Source organism: Arthrobacter sp. C2 (assembly GCA_024207135.1).
In the GTDB taxonomy this organism is placed as follows: Bacteria; Actinomycetota; Actinomycetes; order Actinomycetales; family Micrococcaceae; genus Paeniglutamicibacter.
In genome coordinates this window covers 3,761,002-3,778,347 of sequence record CP042428.1, presented here as the reverse complement: position 1 = coordinate 3,778,347, position 17,346 = coordinate 3,761,002, and the positions used below count along the sequence as shown (strand labels likewise).

Annotated in this window: 15 protein-coding genes; 9 read left to right on the top strand and 6 right to left on the bottom strand. The window is 68.1% G+C overall.

From position 1 onward, the window contains the following. Window positions 1-3: 3 nt before the first annotated feature. Window positions 4-552 carry a GNAT family N-acetyltransferase gene (locus FPY90_RS17345; protein WP_498682381.1) on the bottom strand — a complete coding sequence of 183 codons (549 nt, stop codon included), beginning with the start codon at window positions 550-552 and terminating at the stop codon, window positions 4-6. Here FPY90_RS17345 and FPY90_RS17340 point away from each other — a divergent pair. Continuing rightward, window positions 546-1,271, top strand: a complete 726-nt coding sequence (locus FPY90_RS17340) for an HAD family hydrolase (protein ID WP_498682379.1) — start codon at window positions 546-548, stop codon at window positions 1,269-1,271. The two genes, FPY90_RS17345 and FPY90_RS17340, sit on opposite strands and share 7 nt — an antisense overlap. Before the next feature lie 287 nt (window positions 1,272-1,558). Here the strand turns inward: FPY90_RS17340 and FPY90_RS17335 are convergent, their stop codons facing one another. The 3 genes from FPY90_RS17335 to FPY90_RS17325 form a co-directional block, all read right to left on the bottom strand. After that, window positions 1,559-2,242: a DUF4166 domain-containing protein gene (locus tag FPY90_RS17335; RefSeq protein ID WP_498682377.1), complete on the bottom strand. Its 684-nt coding sequence runs from the start codon at window positions 2,240-2,242 to the stop codon at window positions 1,559-1,561. Then, window positions 2,226-2,972, bottom strand: a complete 747-nt coding sequence (locus tag FPY90_RS17330; RefSeq protein ID WP_498682376.1) for an SRPBCC family protein — start codon at window positions 2,970-2,972, stop codon at window positions 2,226-2,228. Before FPY90_RS17330 ends, FPY90_RS17335 begins: the two co-directional genes overlap by 17 nt. 150 nt (window positions 2,973-3,122) lie before the next feature. Then, complete coding sequence (locus FPY90_RS17325) at window positions 3,123-3,794, bottom strand: GntR family transcriptional regulator (RefSeq protein WP_498682374.1); 672 nt, start codon at window positions 3,792-3,794, stop codon at window positions 3,123-3,125. Between the two features lie 166 nt (window positions 3,795-3,960). On the opposite strand from FPY90_RS17325, the gene glyA reads away from it, so the two are divergent. The 8 genes from glyA to FPY90_RS17285 all read left to right on the top strand — a co-directional run bounded on the left by glyA (window position 3,961) and on the right by FPY90_RS17285 (window position 14,525). After that, a complete protein-coding gene (gene glyA / locus FPY90_RS17320; RefSeq protein ID WP_498682372.1) occupies window positions 3,961-5,283 on the top strand; it encodes a serine hydroxymethyltransferase in 1,323 nt (440 codons plus the stop codon). A gap of 4 nt (window positions 5,284-5,287) precedes the next feature. Next, a complete protein-coding gene (locus FPY90_RS17315) occupies window positions 5,288-6,505 on the top strand; it encodes a sarcosine oxidase subunit beta family protein (RefSeq protein WP_498682371.1) in 1,218 nt (405 codons plus the stop codon). A gap of 17 nt (window positions 6,506-6,522) precedes the next feature. After that, entirely contained in the window at window positions 6,523-6,831 is a 309-nt protein-coding gene (locus tag FPY90_RS17310) for a sarcosine oxidase subunit delta (RefSeq protein WP_498682369.1), read from the top strand. After that, window positions 6,828-9,740: a sarcosine oxidase subunit alpha family protein gene (locus FPY90_RS17305; RefSeq protein WP_498682367.1), complete on the top strand. Its 2,913-nt coding sequence runs from the start codon at window positions 6,828-6,830 to the stop codon at window positions 9,738-9,740. The genes FPY90_RS17310 and FPY90_RS17305 overlap by 4 nt, the downstream gene beginning before the upstream one ends. Continuing rightward, window positions 9,733-10,350, top strand: a complete 618-nt coding sequence (locus FPY90_RS17300) for a sarcosine oxidase subunit gamma (RefSeq protein WP_498682366.1) — start codon at window positions 9,733-9,735, stop codon at window positions 10,348-10,350. Before FPY90_RS17305 ends, FPY90_RS17300 begins: the two co-directional genes overlap by 8 nt. A 202-nt stretch (window positions 10,351-10,552) precedes the next feature. Continuing rightward, window positions 10,553-11,419 carry a formyltetrahydrofolate deformylase gene (purU, locus tag FPY90_RS17295; protein ID WP_498682364.1) on the top strand — a complete coding sequence of 289 codons (867 nt, stop codon included), beginning with the start codon at window positions 10,553-10,555 and terminating at the stop codon, window positions 11,417-11,419. Between the two features lie 158 nt (window positions 11,420-11,577). Further along, window positions 11,578-13,689, top strand: coding sequence for a heavy metal translocating P-type ATPase (locus FPY90_RS17290; RefSeq protein WP_498682362.1), 2,112 nt, complete (start codon window positions 11,578-11,580; stop codon window positions 13,687-13,689). 74 nt (window positions 13,690-13,763) lie between these two features. Further along, window positions 13,764-14,525 (top strand): MerR family transcriptional regulator, encoded by a 762-nt coding sequence (locus FPY90_RS17285; RefSeq protein ID WP_498682361.1) that lies wholly within the window; start codon window positions 13,764-13,766, stop codon window positions 14,523-14,525. 76 nt (window positions 14,526-14,601) lie between these two features. Here the strand turns inward: FPY90_RS17285 and FPY90_RS17280 are convergent, their stop codons facing one another. Together FPY90_RS17280 and speB are read right to left on the bottom strand one after the other, a co-directional pair. Continuing rightward, window positions 14,602-16,260 carry a thiamine pyrophosphate-binding protein gene (locus FPY90_RS17280; RefSeq protein ID WP_498682359.1) on the bottom strand — a complete coding sequence of 553 codons (1,659 nt, stop codon included), beginning with the start codon at window positions 16,258-16,260 and terminating at the stop codon, window positions 14,602-14,604. Continuing rightward, complete coding sequence (gene speB, locus FPY90_RS17275) at window positions 16,257-17,246, bottom strand: agmatinase (RefSeq protein ID WP_498682357.1); 990 nt, start codon at window positions 17,244-17,246, stop codon at window positions 16,257-16,259. Before speB ends, FPY90_RS17280 begins: the two co-directional genes overlap by 4 nt. Window positions 17,247-17,346: the final 100 nt, after the last annotated feature.

Below are 17,346 nucleotides of genomic sequence, written 5' to 3'. Positions count from 1 at the left end.
TGGTCACCACGGCAGACCGCGAAGGTCGATGGTGCCCGCTGGCCAGGAGCCTGTTGCCTTGGTGCCTGGGCAAATCATCGTCGGGCCGTGGCTCTTGACAACCGTCATGGCGTCTTTCGGCGAAACATCGAGGATCGGCGCCTTAACCCGGGTGTAACCGCATGCTTCGTAGAACGGGACGATTTCTTCGCGGCATCCGAGGAACCCGAAATCGGCGGGAGCGACGTCGCGGCTGGCGCCCTGCAGTCCGGTAAGCAGCATCCGGCCGATGCCGGTCCCACGCGCGTCTTTCCGGGTGAGAACACCGCCGGTTCCTGCGATCAGCACTTCCCCGGCGCCAACACCGATGAACCGTCTTGCGCTGGCTGCGTATCCGAGGAGCTGGCCGTCCCGACGGACCAGGACATGCAGTTCGCCGCGCGCATAGCCGTAGCCGGCCCTGGGGTCCCAGGGACCCCAGGCCGCGGCGTACTCACTGTCACAAAGGGCAGCTATTTCCGCGTAAGCGTCCCGGGTCAGTTGGGTCGTCCAGCAGAGCTCAAGGGATGGCATTGGCCCACTCTAGCAATCGTCCGGAAGGCGTCCACATCCGTGCCGGAGGCTATTCTGGGGTGGTGCTACTACTGGTGGATCTTGACAACACGCTGCTGGACAGGGCTTCGGCATTTGATCTATGGGCCACCGGATTTGTTCGGGCACTTGGCGGAGCTTGTTCGGAAGCCGCGTGGATTGTCGATGCCGACCGCGACGGGTACGAGCCCAGGGAATCACTGGCCGGTGCCATCAAGGAACGGTTTGGGCTGGATACGGCCATCGCGGATATCGTTGACGAGCTCCTCTTTGGCCACGTGGACCTGATGAACCTGGATACCGCCACGGCCAACGTACTCAAGAACGCCCGAGACCAGGGTTGGAAGATAGCTGTCGTCACCAACGGGACAACCGCTCAGCAGTCACTAAAAATCCGCACGGCGGGGCTGGAATCCTATGTGGATGCAGTCGTCATATCCGAGTCGGAAGGCGTCAAGAAACCGGATCCCGAAATCTTCCGCATCGCCGCGGGCCGCCTGGGATTGGAACTGACCGGCGGGTGGATGGTCGGAGACCACCCCACCGCGGATATCGCAGGAGGAAAGGCCGCCGGCCTGAAAACGGGCTGGGTATCCCGAGGCAAGAAATGGGCCGACAGCTCGATGATCCCGAACCTCGCGGCCGACACGGCTGCCGAGGTCATCGAGGCAGTCGTGTCGGGGGTCGCACGACCCTGCTGACCCTTGGGCTCCGGATCGGCCGAGTCCGCAAACGGACAGGCGCAAACGCCGTCCCGGGCCATCGGCGCTCGTTCCCCACCCGGCTCATCCACGGAGGCATCCTTCACCGGAATGTGCAGCTTGGCTCTTGGCGTTCAACATGGAACCCTTGTCCAGCGAAAGAGCGGTGCCGCTCGTATTCGCGCTACCCGGAATTCCCGTCGAAGGCCACGCGGCATGGGGCGCGCCGAGGCCGCCCCAGGGCAAGGACATGCGTTCAGGTACCCGGCTTCCCTGGCTGCCGGCCGCTACTCGCGGATCTCTTCCCTCAACGGCCTGAGGCCCGATGGGGCAACGGCGTCAGACAGCAACGGATACGTGCAGGTGAACTCGCCTCGGTACCCGAAGAGGAATCCAAAAACAGGGTTCCGCACCTGCATCTGCATGGTGAATACCCCGCGTTCGTCGTCATAGCTTTCATACAGGTCCGCGGTGCCGGTGAAGATCGCCGGAACCGTGAAGGCCAGCGGTCCTTCGTAGAAGCGGAGGGCGCCGGTTTGCAGATGGAGCGTCCCGTCGGCCAGGACCTCCAGCATGAGATCCGTGGCAAGGTGCTGGTGCGTGCCCAGGTAATCGACGATTCCGCGGCGCCGGGGACTGTGCACCATGGTGGCATCGAAGCGGCGCTTCTTGGCGCGAGGCAGGCCCAAGGTCCGCACGAAGGTGAGCGTCGGGCGGCCGAACCCGTCGAGGTAGGGGTAATTCTCTACGGTGAAGGGGATGTTGTTTCCCTGCTCGGGAAACAGGATGTTGCGGTAGGTGCCCAGGTGCAGGAACGGCAGGGTCCACCAGGCACCGCGCCGGACCTCGGAAAAGACGCCCTGCCCGACGCACCCATAGCCTGCCTCCACGTCGACGCCGAAGCGTTTCCGGAGCATGGGGTGCAACCGCCCGAATTCCTGTCCCAGCGCCAACTCAAAGATCGAGGCCATGTTCGTCCTTTTCCATTCGTCGGGTGCCTGATCCGCGTTCTTCACTCGTCTTCAGCCCGGCAAGGGCTGATGGTGCACGTGCCGCCCGGGCATCGGGCGCCCGACGCAGACACCGGCGCGCCCTAGGAACCGTCCAATGGGACGGAATCGTGAATGACGACAGGGCCGCGGCCGCGCCGAGCACCGCAACGGTCTTGCTTGACGTTGTTCGGGCGCGGCGCAGCAGGAGACCGGCAGCCAGCAGGCTTCCCGCCCTCGCCCCCGCGTCCAAGAACCACCGGTTGCGGGCCGTTCCGGGATCCACGTCCGATTCGGCCCAGAGCCTCAGGCGGTCAAAGCTCAGGGCCGTCGCCCACCCGAGTACCGGACGAATCACGCCGGAGTCCAGGATCCTGCCGACCCGACCCATGCCGGGGCGGTAGTTGTAGCCCGTGATGAAACGCAGTCCGTCCGGAGTGGGGATGTACCGCCAGTAACCGGATCCGGCTCCGATCGGGGACAGCGGATCGGTCGTGTCGAACTTGAGCACCGAGGTTGCCTGCCCGTCCTCTCGATGCCGGTGCCCCAGTGATGTCCCGGTCCCGTGGATGGAGTGCAGGGGAAGGTGGAACTCGTAGCGAAAGTCGACCGGTCCTTCATCGCCATGGCGCAGGGGCACTATCCGGGAGAACCGCAAATCCCACCGCGGGTGCAGGTCGGTGTCCTGGCTCAGCCTCCACACACGTTCCATGGGCGCCCGAACGAGAATCTCAACGTAGATCGGGGCGCGCTTCGAAGAGTTCGCCGTGTCCGGTTTTTCCCGCATCCACTCATCATAGGTTCCGCGGGCCCCACCCCTTGCAGGGGCTTGCGGGCATTCCGGGTTGGTCCGTCGGCACGCCTACAGGACGGCGCGGATCGTCTGCTCGAAGCTGGTGATGTGCGCCAGGGCCATGGCCTCGGACCGCTCGGCTTCCCCCGCCACGATGGCTTCGAGCAGGTCGACGTGTTCCTCGATGTGCCCGGAGACGGACGGGACCTTGTCCAGCACCAGGCACCAAATGCGGGTCGCCAGGTTGTCCAGGCGGATCAGCGTCTCCTCGAGGTGGGGGTTTCCCGCCGCGCGATAGATCAGCCGGTGGACGCTGAGGTCGTATTGCATCAGCCCGCGCTTGTCGACCTTCTTCTCCCCCAGCAGCCCGATGTCGCGGGCCAGGGCGCGCAGGGCGTCGCGGTCCGCGTCCGAGGCACTGAGCGCAGCCTTGCGGGCGGCCAGCGGCTCGAGCGAACGGCGCAGTTCGGACACGTCGGCGAGTTCGGTGATGTCCACGATGGTGGCGAAGGTGCCGCGGCGCGGATAGGAAATGACCAGGTGGTCGATTTCCAGGCGCTTGAGCGCCTCGCGCACCGGGGTGCGCCCGACCCCCAGCTCGAGGGCCAGTTGGCCGTCGTTGATCGGCTCCCCGGGGCGGATGTCGAGCATGATCAAGCGGTCGCGGATGTCGCGGTAGGACTGCTCGGCCAGCGAAATTTGCTCGCCCAGCACCTCCGGGCTTGCGGAGATAGTGCTCATTGGTTTGTCTCCTTGTGTTGCCGAGGGTACGGATTCACTGTAGTTGGATGGGCCCGACGTCTTATTTTCCGTCACCCGTTGACACCGTGTGATCCTCATCATAGCATTGCGTCTAGTTCTGATATATCAATCATAAACAACTTGTACTTCAAGGAGTGAGCACTGGATGACGGCCACGAACACCACGCTTGTCGAATCGACGCTGACCGAAAGCATCGCCACGCTTGATCCGGAGATCGCGCAGCGCATCGACGCGGAGCTGGCCCGCCAGCAGCGCGGCCTGGAGATGATCGCCTCGGAGAACCACACGGCCCTGGCCGTGATGCAGGCCCAGGGCTCGGTGCTGACCAACAAGTACGCCGAGGGCTACCCGGGCAAGCGCTACTACGGCGGCTGCGAGGAGGTCGACGTGGTGGAGACCCTGGCCCTGGAGCGGGTCAAGGCCCTGTTCGGTGCCGGGTTCGCGAACGTGCAGCCGCACTCCGGCGCGCAGGCCAACGCCTCGGTGATGCACGCGCTGATCCGCCCGGGCGACACCATCATGGGGTTGAACCTGGCCCACGGCGGGCACCTGACCCACGGGATGAAGATCAACTTCTCCGGGCGCCTCTACAACATCGTCCCCTACGGGGTCGAGGAGGACACCCTGGTGGTGGACATGGACAAGGTCGAGGCCCTGGCCCTGGAGCATAAGCCGAAGATGATCGTCGCCGGCTGGTCCGCCTACCCCCGCCAGCTGGACTTCGAGCGCTTCCGGGCGATTGCCGACAAGGTCGGTGCGTACCTGTTCGTGGACATGGCGCACTTCGCCGGCCTGGTCGCCGCGGGGCTGCACCCGAACCCGGTGCCGCACGCCCACGTGGTCTCCTCCACCACGCACAAGACCCTGGCCGGGCCGCGCGGCGGGATCATCCTGACCAACGACGCGGACATCGCCAAGAAGGTCAACTCGGCGGTGTTCCCGGGCCAGCAGGGCGGCCCGCTGGAGCACGTGATCGCCGGCAAGGCCGTGGCGTTCAAGATCGCCGCGACGCAGGAGTTCCGCGAACGCCAGGAACGCACCCTGGCCGGGGCCAAGATCCTGGCCGAGCGCCTCACCGCACCGGACGTGGCGGCGGTCGGCATCAGCGTGCTGACCGGCGGCACCGACGTGCACCTGGTCCTGGTGGACCTGCGCAACTCCCAGCTGGACGGGCAGCAGGGCGAGGACCTGCTGGCGAAGGTGGAGATCACGGTGAACCGCAACGCGGTCCCCTTCGACCCGCGCCCGCCGATGGTCACCTCCGGGCTGCGGATCGGCACCCCGGCCCTGGCCACCCGCGGCTTCTCCGAGGCCGCGTTCGTGGAGGTCGCGGACATCATCGCCGAGACCCTCATCGCCGGCACCCAGGAAAACAACGAGGCGACGCTCGCGGCCCTGAAGGACCGCGTGCATGCCCTGGCCAACGCCCACCCGCTGTACCCGAACCTCGCCCCGATTGGAGCATAAGACCATGGCCGACATCCTTCCCGAGCACCCGGACTTCCTCTGGCGCAATCCGGAGCCCAAGTCCTCCTACGACGCCGTCATCGTGGGAGGTGGCGGGCACGGCCTGGCCACCGCCTACTACCTGGCCAAGAACCACGGCATGAGAAACATCGCCGTGCTCGAGCGCGGCTGGCTGGCCGGCGGCAACATGGCCCGGAACACCACCATCATTCGTTCCAACTACCTCTGGGACGAATCCGCGGGCATCTACGAGCACTCGCTGAAGCTCTGGGAGCAGCTGCCCGAGGAACTCGAATACGACTTCCTCTTCTCCCAGCGCGGGGTCATGAACCTCGCCCACACCCTGGGGGACGTGCGCGAATCCATGCGCCGGGTCGGGGCCAACCAGCTCAACGGCGTCGACGCCGAGTGGATCACCCCGGAGCAGGTCAAGGAGCTGTGCCCGATCATCAACATCGGGGACGACATCCGCTACCCGGTCATGGGCGCCACCTACCAGCCGCGCGCCGGCATCGCCAAGCACGACCACGTCGCCTGGGCCTTCGCCCGCAAGTGCGACGAGATGGGCGTGGACATCATCCAGAACTGCGAAGTCACCGGCTTCATCAAGGACGGCAACCGCGTGGTCGGCGTCGAAACCAACCGCGGGCGCATCAACGCCGGCAAGGTCGCCCTGTGCGGGGCCGGGCACTCCTCGGTGCTGGCCGAACAGGCAGGCTTCGACCTGCCGATCCAGTCGCACCCGCTGCAGGCACTGGTCTCCGAACTGCACGAGCCGGTCCACCCGACGGTCGTCATGTCCAACCACGTGCACGTCTACGTCTCCCAGGCCCACAAGGGCGAGCTGGTCATGGGCGCGGGCATCGACACCTACAACGGCTACGGCCAGCGCGGCGCCTTCCACGTGATCGAGGAGCAGATGGCCGCGGCCGTCGAGCTCTTCCCGATCTTCGGCCGGGCGCACGTGCTGCGGACCTGGGGCGGCATCGTGGACACCACCATGGACGCCTCCCCGATCGTCTCCAAGACCCCGATCGACCAGCTCTACGTGAACTGCGGCTGGGGCACCGGCGGGTTCAAGGGCACCCCGGGCGCCGGCTACACCTTCGCCCACACCATCGCCAACGACGAGCCGCACCCGCTGAATGCGGGCTTCTCCATCGAACGCTTCGAGACCGGCCACCTCATCGACGAACACGGCGCCGCAGCCGTGGCCCACTAGAAGGGACCCCCAGAACCATGATGCTCATCGAATGCCCCTGGTGCGGGCCCCGCAACGAGACCGAATACGGCTACGGCGGCGAGGCCCACGTGGCCTACCCGGCAGATCCCTCGGCACTCAACGACAACGAATGGGCCAAGTTCCTGTTCTACCGCAAGAACCCCAAGGGGCTCTTCGCCGAACGCTGGGTCCACTCCGCCGGCTGCCGCCGCTGGTTCAACGCCGTGCGCGACACCGTGACCTATGAATTCAAGGCCGTCTACAAGCCCGGCGAGCCGCAACCGATCAAGACCACCAACGCCCCGGCACAGGGAGGAACCAAGTGAGCACCACCTCTTCGCACCGACTCGGCGCGGACGCAGCCTTCTCCGCCCGCATCGACCGCAGCAAGCCAATTTCCTTCACCGTCGACGGCAAGTCCCTCACCGGCTTTGCCGGGGACACCGTGGCCTCGGCCATGCTCGGCGCCGGACTGCGGGCCTGCGGCGACTCGCTCTACCTCAAGCGCCCGCGCGGCATCGTCTCGGCCGGCGTCGAGGAATCCAACGCGCTGGTCAAGATCGGCGCCCGCTGGGCCGGACACGTGAACGAATCGATGCTCCCGGCCACCACCGTGGAACTCACCGACGGCATGGACGTCACGCTCCTGGAGGGCCTGGGCCAGCTCGACCCGCGCACCGACGAGGCCATCTACGACCGCAAGCACGTGCACACCGACGTGCTCATCGTCGGTGCCGGCCCCGCCGGGCTGGCCGCGGCCCGCGAGGCGGCGAAGTCCGGCGCCCGGGTCATCCTGATCGACGAGCAGCCCGAGGCCGGCGGCTCGCTGCTCTCGGCCTCCACCGAAACCGTCGACGGCAAGAGCGCCGCGCAGTGGATCACCGAGACCCGCGCCGCCCTGGATACGGCCGAGGAGTTCACCTACCTCTCGCGCAGCACCGCGTTCGGCAGCTACGACGCCAACTACATCGTCGCCGTGCAGCGCCGCACCGACCACCTGGCCGGCGAGCTGGGCGCCGGGGTGTCCCGCGAGCGCATCTGGCACATCCGGGCCAAGCAGGTCGTGCTGGCCACCGGCGCCCACGAGCGCCCGCTGGTCTTCGAGAACAACGACCGCCCGGGCATCATGCTGGCGGCCGCCGCCCGATCCTACCTGAACCGCTACGGCGTTTTGGTGGGCAACAACATCGTCGTGGCCACGACCAACGACTCGGCCTACGCGCTGGTCGAGGACCTGCTGGCCGCCGGCACCGCGGTCGCCGCGGTCATCGACGCCCGCGAGGAGCCCACGATCCGCGCCACCGAGCTCTCGGCCCGCGGCGTGCGCGTCGTCCTGGGCTCCGTCGTGGCCGACACCGCGGCCGGCCCCGACGGCTCCCTGGCCTCGGTCACGCTCAGCGCCATCGACGCCAACGGTGCACTGGTCGGGGACACCGAGACCATCGAGGCAGAGGTCCTGGCCGTCTCCGGCGGCTGGAACCCGGTGGTGCACCTGCACTCCCAGCGCGAACGCCGCCTGGGCTGGAACGAGGCGATCTCCGCATTCGTGCCGGCACACCCGGTGGCCAACCAGCAGACGGCAGGGGCCATGAACGGCCGCTTCGAGCTGGCCTCCGCACTGGCCGAGGGCGCCCGCGCCGGAGCCGACGCGGCCACCGCCGCCGGGTTCACGGCCACCGCCTCGGTGCCCAGCGCCCCGGTGGAAACCCCCGGCGAGACCCGCGCCATCTGGCTGGTCCCCTCGCTGCAGGGCGAGGGAGCCGACTACAAGAACCACTTCGTGGATTTCCAGCGCGACCAGACCGTGGCGGACGTCCTGCGTTCCACCGGGGCCGGCATGCGCTCGGTGGAGCACGTGAAGCGCTACACCTCCATCTCCACGGCCAACGACCAGGGCAAGACCTCCGGGGTCAACGCCATCGGCGTGATCGCCGCCGCCCTGGACATCAACGACGTGGCGGGCATTGGCACCACCGCGTTCCGCGCCCCCTACACCCCGGTGGCCTTTGCGGCGCTGGCCGGGCGCGAGCGCGGGGAGCTCTTCGACCCGGCGCGCCTGACCTCCATCCACCCGTGGCACGTGGCCCGCGGCGCGCTATTCGAGGACGTCGGGCAGTGGAAGCGCCCCTGGTACTACCCGCTGGCCGGCGAGGACATGGACACCGCGGTCTACCGCGAGTCCAAGGCCGTGCGCGACTCGGTCGGCTTCATGGACGCCAGCACGCTGGGCAAGATCGAGATCCGCGGCAAGGACGCCGGCGAGTTCCTGAACCGCATGTACACCAACGCGTTCAAGAAGCTCAAGCCGGGGCTGGCCCGCTACGGGCTGATGTGCAAGGCCGACGGCATGATCTTCGACGACGGGGTGACCCTGCGCCTGGACGAGGACCGCTTCTTCATGACCACCACCACCGGCGGCGCCGCCGGCGTGCTGGACTGGCTGGAGGAATGGCTGCAGACCGAATGGCCGGAACTCGACGTCAAGTGCACCTCGGTCACCGAGCAGGTTTCCACCGTCGCGGTGGTCGGGCCGAAGTCCCGCGCCGTGCTCGCGAAGCTCGCCCCCGAACTGGACCTGGACAACGAGTCATTCCCGTTCATGGCATTCAAGGAGACCGTGCTGGCCTCCGGCATCGCCGCCCGGGTCTGCCGCATCTCCTTCTCCGGCGAACTCGCCTACGAGATCAATGTGCCGTCCTGGTACGGGCTGAAGGTCTGGGAGGACGTGGCCGCGGCCGGGGAGGAATTCAACATCACCCCCTACGGCACCGAGACCATGCACGTGTTGCGCGCCGAGAAGGGCTTCATCATCGTCGGGCAGGACACCGACGGCACCGTGACCCCGCAGGACGCCTCGATGGAATGGGTCGTCTCCAAGGTCAAGGACTTTGTGGGCAAGCGTTCCTTCGACCGCAAGGACAACAAGCGCGAGGACCGCAAGCAGCTGGTCACCGTGCTGCCGGCGGACAAGAGCCTCCGGTTGCCCGAAGGCACCCAGCTGGTGAACAAGGGCACCGAACTGACCCAGTCGGTATCGCCGGTGCCGATGCAGGGGTTCGTCACCTCCAGCTACCTGTCCCCGGCACTGGGCCGCAGCTTCGGCATGGCAATGATTTCCAACGGCCGGGCGCGCATCGGCGAGGAGCTGTCGGCCTTCGTCGACGGCAAGCTCGTGGATGTCGTCGTGGGCGAAACCGTACTTTTTGATTCCGAAGGGAGCCGTCGAGATGGCTGAGCAGGTATTGACCGACATTTCCGCATTGCGCACGAGCCCGCTCGCGCACCTGGCCTCGGCACTTGTTCAAGGTGCCGTGTCGGGCGAGCGCGGGGTGGGGCTGCGCGAGATCGCCTTCACCACCCAGATCGGGCTGCGTGCCGAGCCCGGATCCGCGGCCCACGCGGCGCTGTCCGCCGCGGCCGGGGTGCAGTTGCCCTCCGCGGTGGGCCAGGTCTCCGGATCCGCCGACGGCACCGCGGTGCTATGGCTGGGTCCCGACGACTTCCTGGTGGTGGCACCGGAGGGGTCCGAGCTGCTCGGTCCCCTGGTGGACGCGCTCGGGGACGAGCCGGGCCAGGTCGTTGACCTCTCGGCCAACCGCACCGTCATCGAGGTGTCCGGGCCCAGCGCCCGGGCGGTGTTGGAAAAGGGCTGCCCGGCGGACCTGCACCCGCGGGCCTTCGCGGCCGGAACCGCGATCACCACGGTGCTTGGCCCGGTGCCGGTGCTGCTGTGGAAGACCGAGGCGGAGACCTTCCGCGTGCTGCCGCGTGCCTCATTTGCCGACTACACGGCGCGCTGGCTGCTTGATGGCATGAGCGAGTTCGCTTCCGACCCCGTCGACTAGTCGCACCACGGCCGGGCCGCGGGCGGGCGATCCACCTTTCAACCGGGGGTCGCCCGCCCGCGGTCGCGGTCGCAACATCGCGGCGGTGAATCGGGATGGTGGCCACACGCACCTAAAATAGTCTGCGGAACACCAGCAGCATAGAAAACCAGACCACCCTTCGCGCGGCCCCGTCGGCCGCGCATGTATCGGAGTGCCGAACATGGATACCACCACAGAAGTCGAACACATCCTCACCGTCGCCTGTCCCGAGCGCCCCGGCATCGTCCATGCGGTGACCGGGTTCCTGCTCGATGCGGGCCGGGACATCGTCGAGCTCAAGCATTTCGGGGACCGCCGCGCCGGGCAGTTCTTCATGCGCGTCGAGTTCGCCGGCCCCGACGCCGAGGGATTGACCGAGTCCATGCGCGACGGTTTCGCGGCGCTGGCAGACGAGTACGGCATCACCTGGACGCTGGCCCCCAAAGGGACCAGGAAGCGGGTGCTGATCATGGTCTCCAAGTTCGACCACTGCCTCAACGACCTGCTGCACCGCGCCCGGCTGGGCGAGCTGCCCATCGACGTGGTCGCGGTGGTCTCCAACCACACCGACCACCAGTCGCTGGCCGAGTGGCACAACATCCCCTTCTTCCACGTCCCCGTCACCCCGGCTACCAAGCCGGCCGCCGAGGCGAGGCTGCTCGAGCTCATTGACGAGTTCGACGTGGAGCTGGTGGTCCTGGCCCGCTACATGCAGGTGCTCAGCGACGAGCTCAGCCGCAAGCTCACCGGCATGACCATCAACATCCACCACTCCTTCCTGCCCAGCTTCAAAGGCGCCAAGCCCTACCACCAGGCCTGGGACCGCGGGGTCAAGACCGTGGGCGCGACCGCGCACTACGTGAACGCAGAGCTCGACGAGGGCCCGATCATCTCCCAGCAGGTCCAGGACGTCGACCACACCTACTCCCCCGCGGAACTGGTCGCCGCGGGCCGCGACACCGAGTGCAAGGCGCTGTCCAACGCCGTGAAGTGGCACGCCGAGGGACGGGTGTTCCTCTACGGCAACCGCACCGTGGTGCTGCGCTAGCAACGACGCTTCCGGCTTCGGGCCGGCGGGCTCCCTTCCCGGGGGCCCGCCGGCCCGAAATCGTTTAACCAGCGGCAGGCCCGCGTGCTCCCGTCGGCTCCAAGCTGAAACGACGCACCGCCCTTGAAATATACCCCCATGGGGTATATGTTGTGGGCATGAACGAGCACCAGCACCACACGACCACCCCGATGGAAACGGAGCCCCACCCTCCAAACGTGGGGTCGCACGCCGGGCACGCGGAGCACCAGCATGCAGGAATGGACCACGCCGGGCACGGCCATGAAGGACACGGGGGCCACGTCGCGGTCTTCCGGAAGCTGTTCTGGATCATGCTTGCCGTCTCCATTCCGGTTTTGGCCTTCAACCCCATGTTCACCATGCTCATCGGCGTATCCCTGCCCGAAAACGCCTGGATCCCCTGGGTGTCCCCGGTTCTGGGCACCGTGATGTACCTCTGGGGCGGGCGCCCCTTCCTGGCCGGGGCACGCGACGAGCTGGCGGCCCGCAAGCCGGGCATGATGCTGCTGATCGCCCTGGGCCTCACCGTCGCGTTCTTCTCCTCCTGGGGTGCAAGCCTGGGAATCCTGGACCACGGGCTGGACTTCTGGTGGGAGCTGGCCCTGCTGGTGGTCATCATGCTGCTGGGCCACTGGATCGAGATGCGCTCGCTGGCCCAGACCACTTCCGCCCTCGATTCCCTGGCCGCGCTGCTGCCCGACACCGCCGAACGGCTCGTGGGCGATGCCTTCGAGCAGGTGGCCCCGGCCGACCTGGAATTGGGCGACGTGGTGATCGTGCGCCCCGGCGGGCGGGTCCCTGCCGACGGGATGATCACCGAGGGCACCGCCGAAATGGACGAATCCATGATCACCGGCGAGTCCCGGACCGTGCCCCGCGGCCCCGGCACCCACGTGGTGGCCGGCACCGTCTCCACCGACACGGCCATCCGCGTGAAGGTCACGGCCATCGGCTCCGACACCGCCCTGGCCGGCATCCAGCGGCTGGTCTCCGACGCGCAGGCCTCCAGCTCGAAGGCCCAGCGCATCGCCGACACCGCCGCCGGCTGGCTGTTCTGGTTCGCGCTGGGCGCCGCCGCCATCACCGCCACCATCTGGTCGCTGCTGGGCGACCCGGACACGGCCGTCGTGCGCACCATCACGGTGCTGGTCATCGCCTGCCCGCACGCCCTGGGGCTGGCCATCCCGCTGGTGGTGTCCATCGCCACCGAACGCGCCGCCGCCGGCGGGGTGCTGATCAAGGACCGGCTGGCCCTGGAAGGCATGCGCCAGGTGACATCGGTGCTCTTCGACAAGACCGGAACCCTGACCGTGGGCGAACCCGTCCTGACGAACATCGCGACCGTGGCCGGCCACAGCGAGGAGGCGGTCCTCGCGCTCGCGGCCGCCGCGGAATCCGACAGCGAACACCCGCTGGCCAGGGCCATCGTGCGGGCCGCGGCAGAGCGCTCGCTGCAGCTCTCCCCGTCCACCGGCTTCCGCTCGGCCGCGGCCGAAGGCGTGCAGGCCACCGTCGACGGGACCGTGGTCGGGGTCGGCGGCCCGCACATGCTGGCCAACCACGTGCTCGACCCGCTTCAGGCCAGTGAACCGTGGAAGGAGGACGGCGCGACCATCCTGCACGTGATCGCCGATGGCCGGGTCATCGGGGCGCTCGCGCTGAGCGACGAGATCCGTCCCGAATCCCGGGGCGCCGTTGCCGCCCTGCACGCCCGGGGCGTCGAGGTCGTGATGATCACCGGGGACGCGGCCGCGGTGGCCGAATCGGTGGCCCGCGAATTGGGGATCGACAGGGTCTTTGCCGGGGTGCGGCCCGAGAACAAGGCCGCCAAGGTCGCTGCCCTGCAGGCCGAGGGCCAAAAGGTCGCCATGGTCGGGGACGGGGTCAACGACGCCCCGGCTCTCGCCCAGGCCGACGTGGGGATCGCGATCGGGGCCGGCACCGACGTGGCCATTGCCTCGGCCGGGGTCATCCTGGCCAGCGACGACCCGCGCTCGGTCATCTCGGTGATGGACCTGTCGAGCGCCAGCTACCGGAAGATGAAGCAAAACCTCTGGTGGGCGGCCGGATACAACCTGCTCTCGGTCCCGCTGGCCGCCGGGGTGCTGGCCGGGGTCGGCTTCATCCTGCCGATGTCGGTCGGCGCGGTGCTGATGTCGATCTCCACCGTCGTGGTGGCCCTGAACGCGCAGTTGCTGCGCCGGCTTGACCTGCGCCCGGGCGCAGCAAACGACACCAGGAACACCTAGGGCCCACACCGTCCGCGGGCCGGCGTCCACCGGCCCTTGACATTGACGCAGCGTCAAGCTTTACCGTTGGTTCCATGGAACGCTCGATACAACAGGTCGCCAAGCTCGCCGGCACCACCAGCCGCACGCTGCGCCACTACGACGACATCGGGCTGCTGCCGCCCAGCCGGATCGGGCACAACGGCTACAGGTACTACGACGAATCCGCGCTCATCCGCCTGCAGCGCGTCCTGCTGCTGCGCGAGCTGGGACTCGGCCTGCCGCAGATCGCCGATCTCATCGCGGCCGAGGCCAACGAGGCCCAGGCGCTGGGAACGCACCTTTCGCTGTTGCGCGCCGAGCAGGACCGCCTGGCCCGGCAGATCGCCGCGGTGCAGCACACCATCAATTCACTGAAAGGAAGCGAAAAGCTCATGGCAAAAAACATGTTCGACGGTTTTGACCACACGGTGCACCAGGACGAGGTGGAGCAGCGCTGGGGCAAGGAGGCCTACGCCCGCTCCGATGCCTGGTGGCGTTCGCTGGGCAAGGACGGCCAGGAGGACTGGAAGCGCCGGCTCCGGGAACTGGGCAACGACTGGATCGCCGCCGCCCGGGATCCCGGAACCACCCCGGAATCCCCTGCGGCCCGGGACCTGGCCCGGCGCCACGTCCAGTGGCTCACCGGCATCCCGGGAACCCCGGCCGCCGACTCCCCCGAACACACCAGGGCCTATGTCCTGGGCCTGGCCGAAATGTATGTGGCGGACGAGCGCTTCGCGGCGAACTACGGCGGAGCCGAGGGCGCGTCCTTCGTGCGCGATGCCCTGCAGGCCTACGTCAAGACCATGCCGTAGCCGAAAAAATGCAGGCCCCGGACCGATGCATCCATCGATCCGGGGCCCGCACCACCGCTAGGAGGCGTGCCGCCTGCTACAGGTGCGTGGGCGCGAACATCTTCAGCAGCGTCTGCACCACCACGACGTTGGGGCCCTGCGCGGCGAAGGACTCCTCGAGCGCCCCGCGCACGTTTTCCGGCTCCACCAACCGGGCCGGGATCCCGAAGGATTGCGCCAGCGCCACGAAGTCCGGGCGGGCCAGCTCGGTGGCCGTGGCCTTGCCGAAGGCGCCCTCCATGTACTCGCGCAGGATCCCGTAGCCCCCGTCGTCGACGATCAGCCAGGTGACCGGCGCGTTGTGCTGCTTCGCCGTGGCCAGCTCGGCGATCGAGTACATGGCCGAGCCATCTCCCGAGACCGCCAGCACGCGCTTGCCCAGCCCCAGCGCCCCGCCGATGGCCGAGGGGAAGCCGAAGCCCAGCCCTCCGGCGCCCTGGGCGGAGTGGAATTCCCCGTCCCGCGCGTCCCAGCAGCTCCAGCCCCAGTAGGCGGAGATGGTCATGTCCCAGAAGGTCTGCATGTCATCGGGAACCGCGGCCCGGATGTCGGCCATGAAGGTGCGCTCCTTGGCCAGGTCCTGCGCATCGAGCCGTGCGAAGACCTTGGCCAGGGTGTCGGCCACGACCGCCTCGGGGCCCTTCCCGTGCCAGTCGGCCGCGGTCCCGCCTTCGAGCTTGCCGAGGGCCTCGCCGAGGTATTCCAGGGCGGCCTTGGCGTCGGCCCGGATGCCCAGGGCCGGGCGGTTGGATTCGAGCACGCGCGGCTCGGCATCGATCTGGATCAGGTGCCCGCGCGGTTCCAGGGTGAAGTAGTTGCTGGTGACCTCGCCCAGCGCGGAGCCCACCACGATCAGCACGTCCGCGTCCTCCAGGACCTCGGTGACGTGCCGGTCCTCGACCCAGGACTGCAGCGACAACGGGTGGTTCCAGGGGAAGGCCCCGTTGCCGCCAGGCGAGCACACCACCGGCGCGCCCAGGGACTCGGCCACGGCAAGCAGCGCGTCCTTGGCCCCGGCGCGGCGGACCCCTCCCCCTGCCACGATCACCGGACGGCTGGCCTTGGCGAGCCAACGGACCGCCTCGTCGATGAGCTCCACGCGCGGCGGGTGCTCGTAGGCCTCGGCCAGCGCGTCGATGACCGGCGGCACCAGCACCGGGGCGAGCAGGACGTCCTGCGGGACCTCGACCCAGACCGGGCCCTGCGGCACGGTGATCGCATCGGCCCAGGCATCCTGGATGGCCGAGGGGATGCCCGAGGCGTGGTGGACGGTGCGCTGCGACTTGGTGACGTTCGCCGCGGAGGCCTTCTGGTCATCGAGCTGGTGCAGCATTCCCTTGCGGCGGGCGCCGAGCCCGTCCAGCGGGATCTGGCTGGCCACCACGACCATCGGCACACTGGTGGCGTATGCCTCCTGCAGCCCGGCCAGCGAGGTCAGCGCGCCGGGGCCGGTGGACAGGAAGAGCACCCCGACCTCGCCGGTGGCCCGGGCATAGCCGTCGGCGGCGAAGGCGGAGTTGTTTTCCACGCGGGAGGAGACGAAGTGCAGCTTCGAGCGCGAGAGCGCGTCGAACAGGCCCAGCGCATGCTGGCCGGGGATGCCGAAAACCGTGTGGGCGCCGAGCGCCTTGAGGGTCTCGATGACCAGGTCCCCGCCGTTGCGCGTGCCCACCTCGGCGATGCCGTCCGGGCTCATGCCTTTGCCGCTTTGTCGTTGGCGCGCTTGTCGGCGATCAGCGAGATCAGGTCGTAGGCGACGTGCGAGGCGGCGACGCCGGTCATTTCGGCGTGGTCGTAGGCCGGGGCGACCTCGACGATGTCCGCGCCGACGATGTTCATGCCGCGCAGCCCGCGGAGGATCTCCAACAGCTCGCGGCTGGTGATGCCGCCGGCCTCGGGGGTTCCGGTGCCCGGCGCGTGGGCCGGGTCCAGCACGTCGATGTCCACCGAGATGTACAGCGGGCGGTTGCCGATGCGGTCGCGCAGCTTGTCCACGATCTCGCGCACGCCCTGGTAGTAGACATCCGAGCTGGTGACGATGCCGAAGCCGAAGCGCTTGTCGTCCTCGAGGTCCTTCTTGCCGTAGAGCGGGCCGCGGGTGCCCACGTGGGAGATGGCCTCGGTGTCGAGGATGCCCTCCTCCACGGCGCGGCGGAAGGGGGTGCCGTGGGTGTATTCGGCGCCGAAGTAGGTGTCCCAGGTGTCCAGGTGCGCATCGAAGTGCAGCATGGCCACGGGGTTTCCCGCGCGTTCGGCGGCGGCGCGCAGCAGCGGCAGGGCGATGGTGTGGTCCCCGCCCAGGGTGACCAGGGAGGAGCCGTCGGCGGTGAGGTCCAGCGCGTTCTGCTGGATGGTCTCGATGGCTTCGTTGATGTTGAACGGGTTCACCGCCATGTCCCCGGCGTCCGCGACCTGGGCCAGCGCGAACGGCGAGACGTTCAGGGCCGGGTTGTACGGGCGGATCAGGCGCGAGGACTCGCGGATGTGGGTGGATCCGAACCGCGCACCGGGCCGGTAGGAAACCCCCGAGTCAAACGGCACCCCGACGACCTTGATATCCGCGGAGGGCACCTGGTCGATGCGCGGGAGCCTGGCATAGGTCCCCAGTCCGGCGAAGCGCGGAATCTTGGAGGCATCGATGGGACCGATGTTTCCGTTGTCTTCAATGCGGATTTCTTCCACGATCTTCTCCCTCAGGGGTTTCCGGCGGTACCCACCGCCGACCACGTCTTGTTGCTCAATATGAAACAACCGTTGCCCTGTATGCTATTTGTGGTGCGGC

Bases quoted from the DNA above. Each gene is read 5' to 3' on its own strand.
- FPY90_RS17340 (WP_498682379.1), top strand. From the start codon at position 546: ATGGCATTGGCCCACTCTAGCAATCGTCCGGAAGGCGTCCACATCCGT.
- FPY90_RS17345 (WP_498682381.1), bottom strand. From the start codon at position 552: ATGCCATCCCTTGAGCTCTGCTGGACGACCCAACTGACCCGGGACGCT.
- FPY90_RS17335 (WP_498682377.1), bottom strand. From the start codon at position 2,242: ATGGCCTCGATCTTTGAGTTGGCGCTGGGACAGGAATTCGGGCGGTTG.
- FPY90_RS17330 (WP_498682376.1), bottom strand. From the start codon at position 2,972: ATGGAACGTGTGTGGAGGCTGAGCCAGGACACCGACCTGCACCCGCGG.
- FPY90_RS17325 (WP_498682374.1), bottom strand. From the start codon at position 3,794: ATGAGCACTATCTCCGCAAGCCCGGAGGTGCTGGGCGAGCAAATTTCG.
- glyA (WP_498682372.1), top strand. From the start codon at position 3,961: ATGACGGCCACGAACACCACGCTTGTCGAATCGACGCTGACCGAAAGC.
- FPY90_RS17315 (WP_498682371.1), top strand. From the start codon at position 5,288: ATGGCCGACATCCTTCCCGAGCACCCGGACTTCCTCTGGCGCAATCCG.
- FPY90_RS17310 (WP_498682369.1), top strand. From the start codon at position 6,523: ATGATGCTCATCGAATGCCCCTGGTGCGGGCCCCGCAACGAGACCGAA.
- FPY90_RS17300 (WP_498682366.1), top strand. From the start codon at position 9,733: ATGGCTGAGCAGGTATTGACCGACATTTCCGCATTGCGCACGAGCCCG.
- purU (WP_498682364.1), top strand. From the start codon at position 10,553: ATGGATACCACCACAGAAGTCGAACACATCCTCACCGTCGCCTGTCCC.
- FPY90_RS17290 (WP_498682362.1), top strand. From the start codon at position 11,578: ATGAACGAGCACCAGCACCACACGACCACCCCGATGGAAACGGAGCCC.
- FPY90_RS17285 (WP_498682361.1), top strand. From the start codon at position 13,764: ATGGAACGCTCGATACAACAGGTCGCCAAGCTCGCCGGCACCACCAGC.
- FPY90_RS17280 (WP_498682359.1), bottom strand. From the start codon at position 16,260: ATGAGCCCGGACGGCATCGCCGAGGTGGGCACGCGCAACGGCGGGGAC.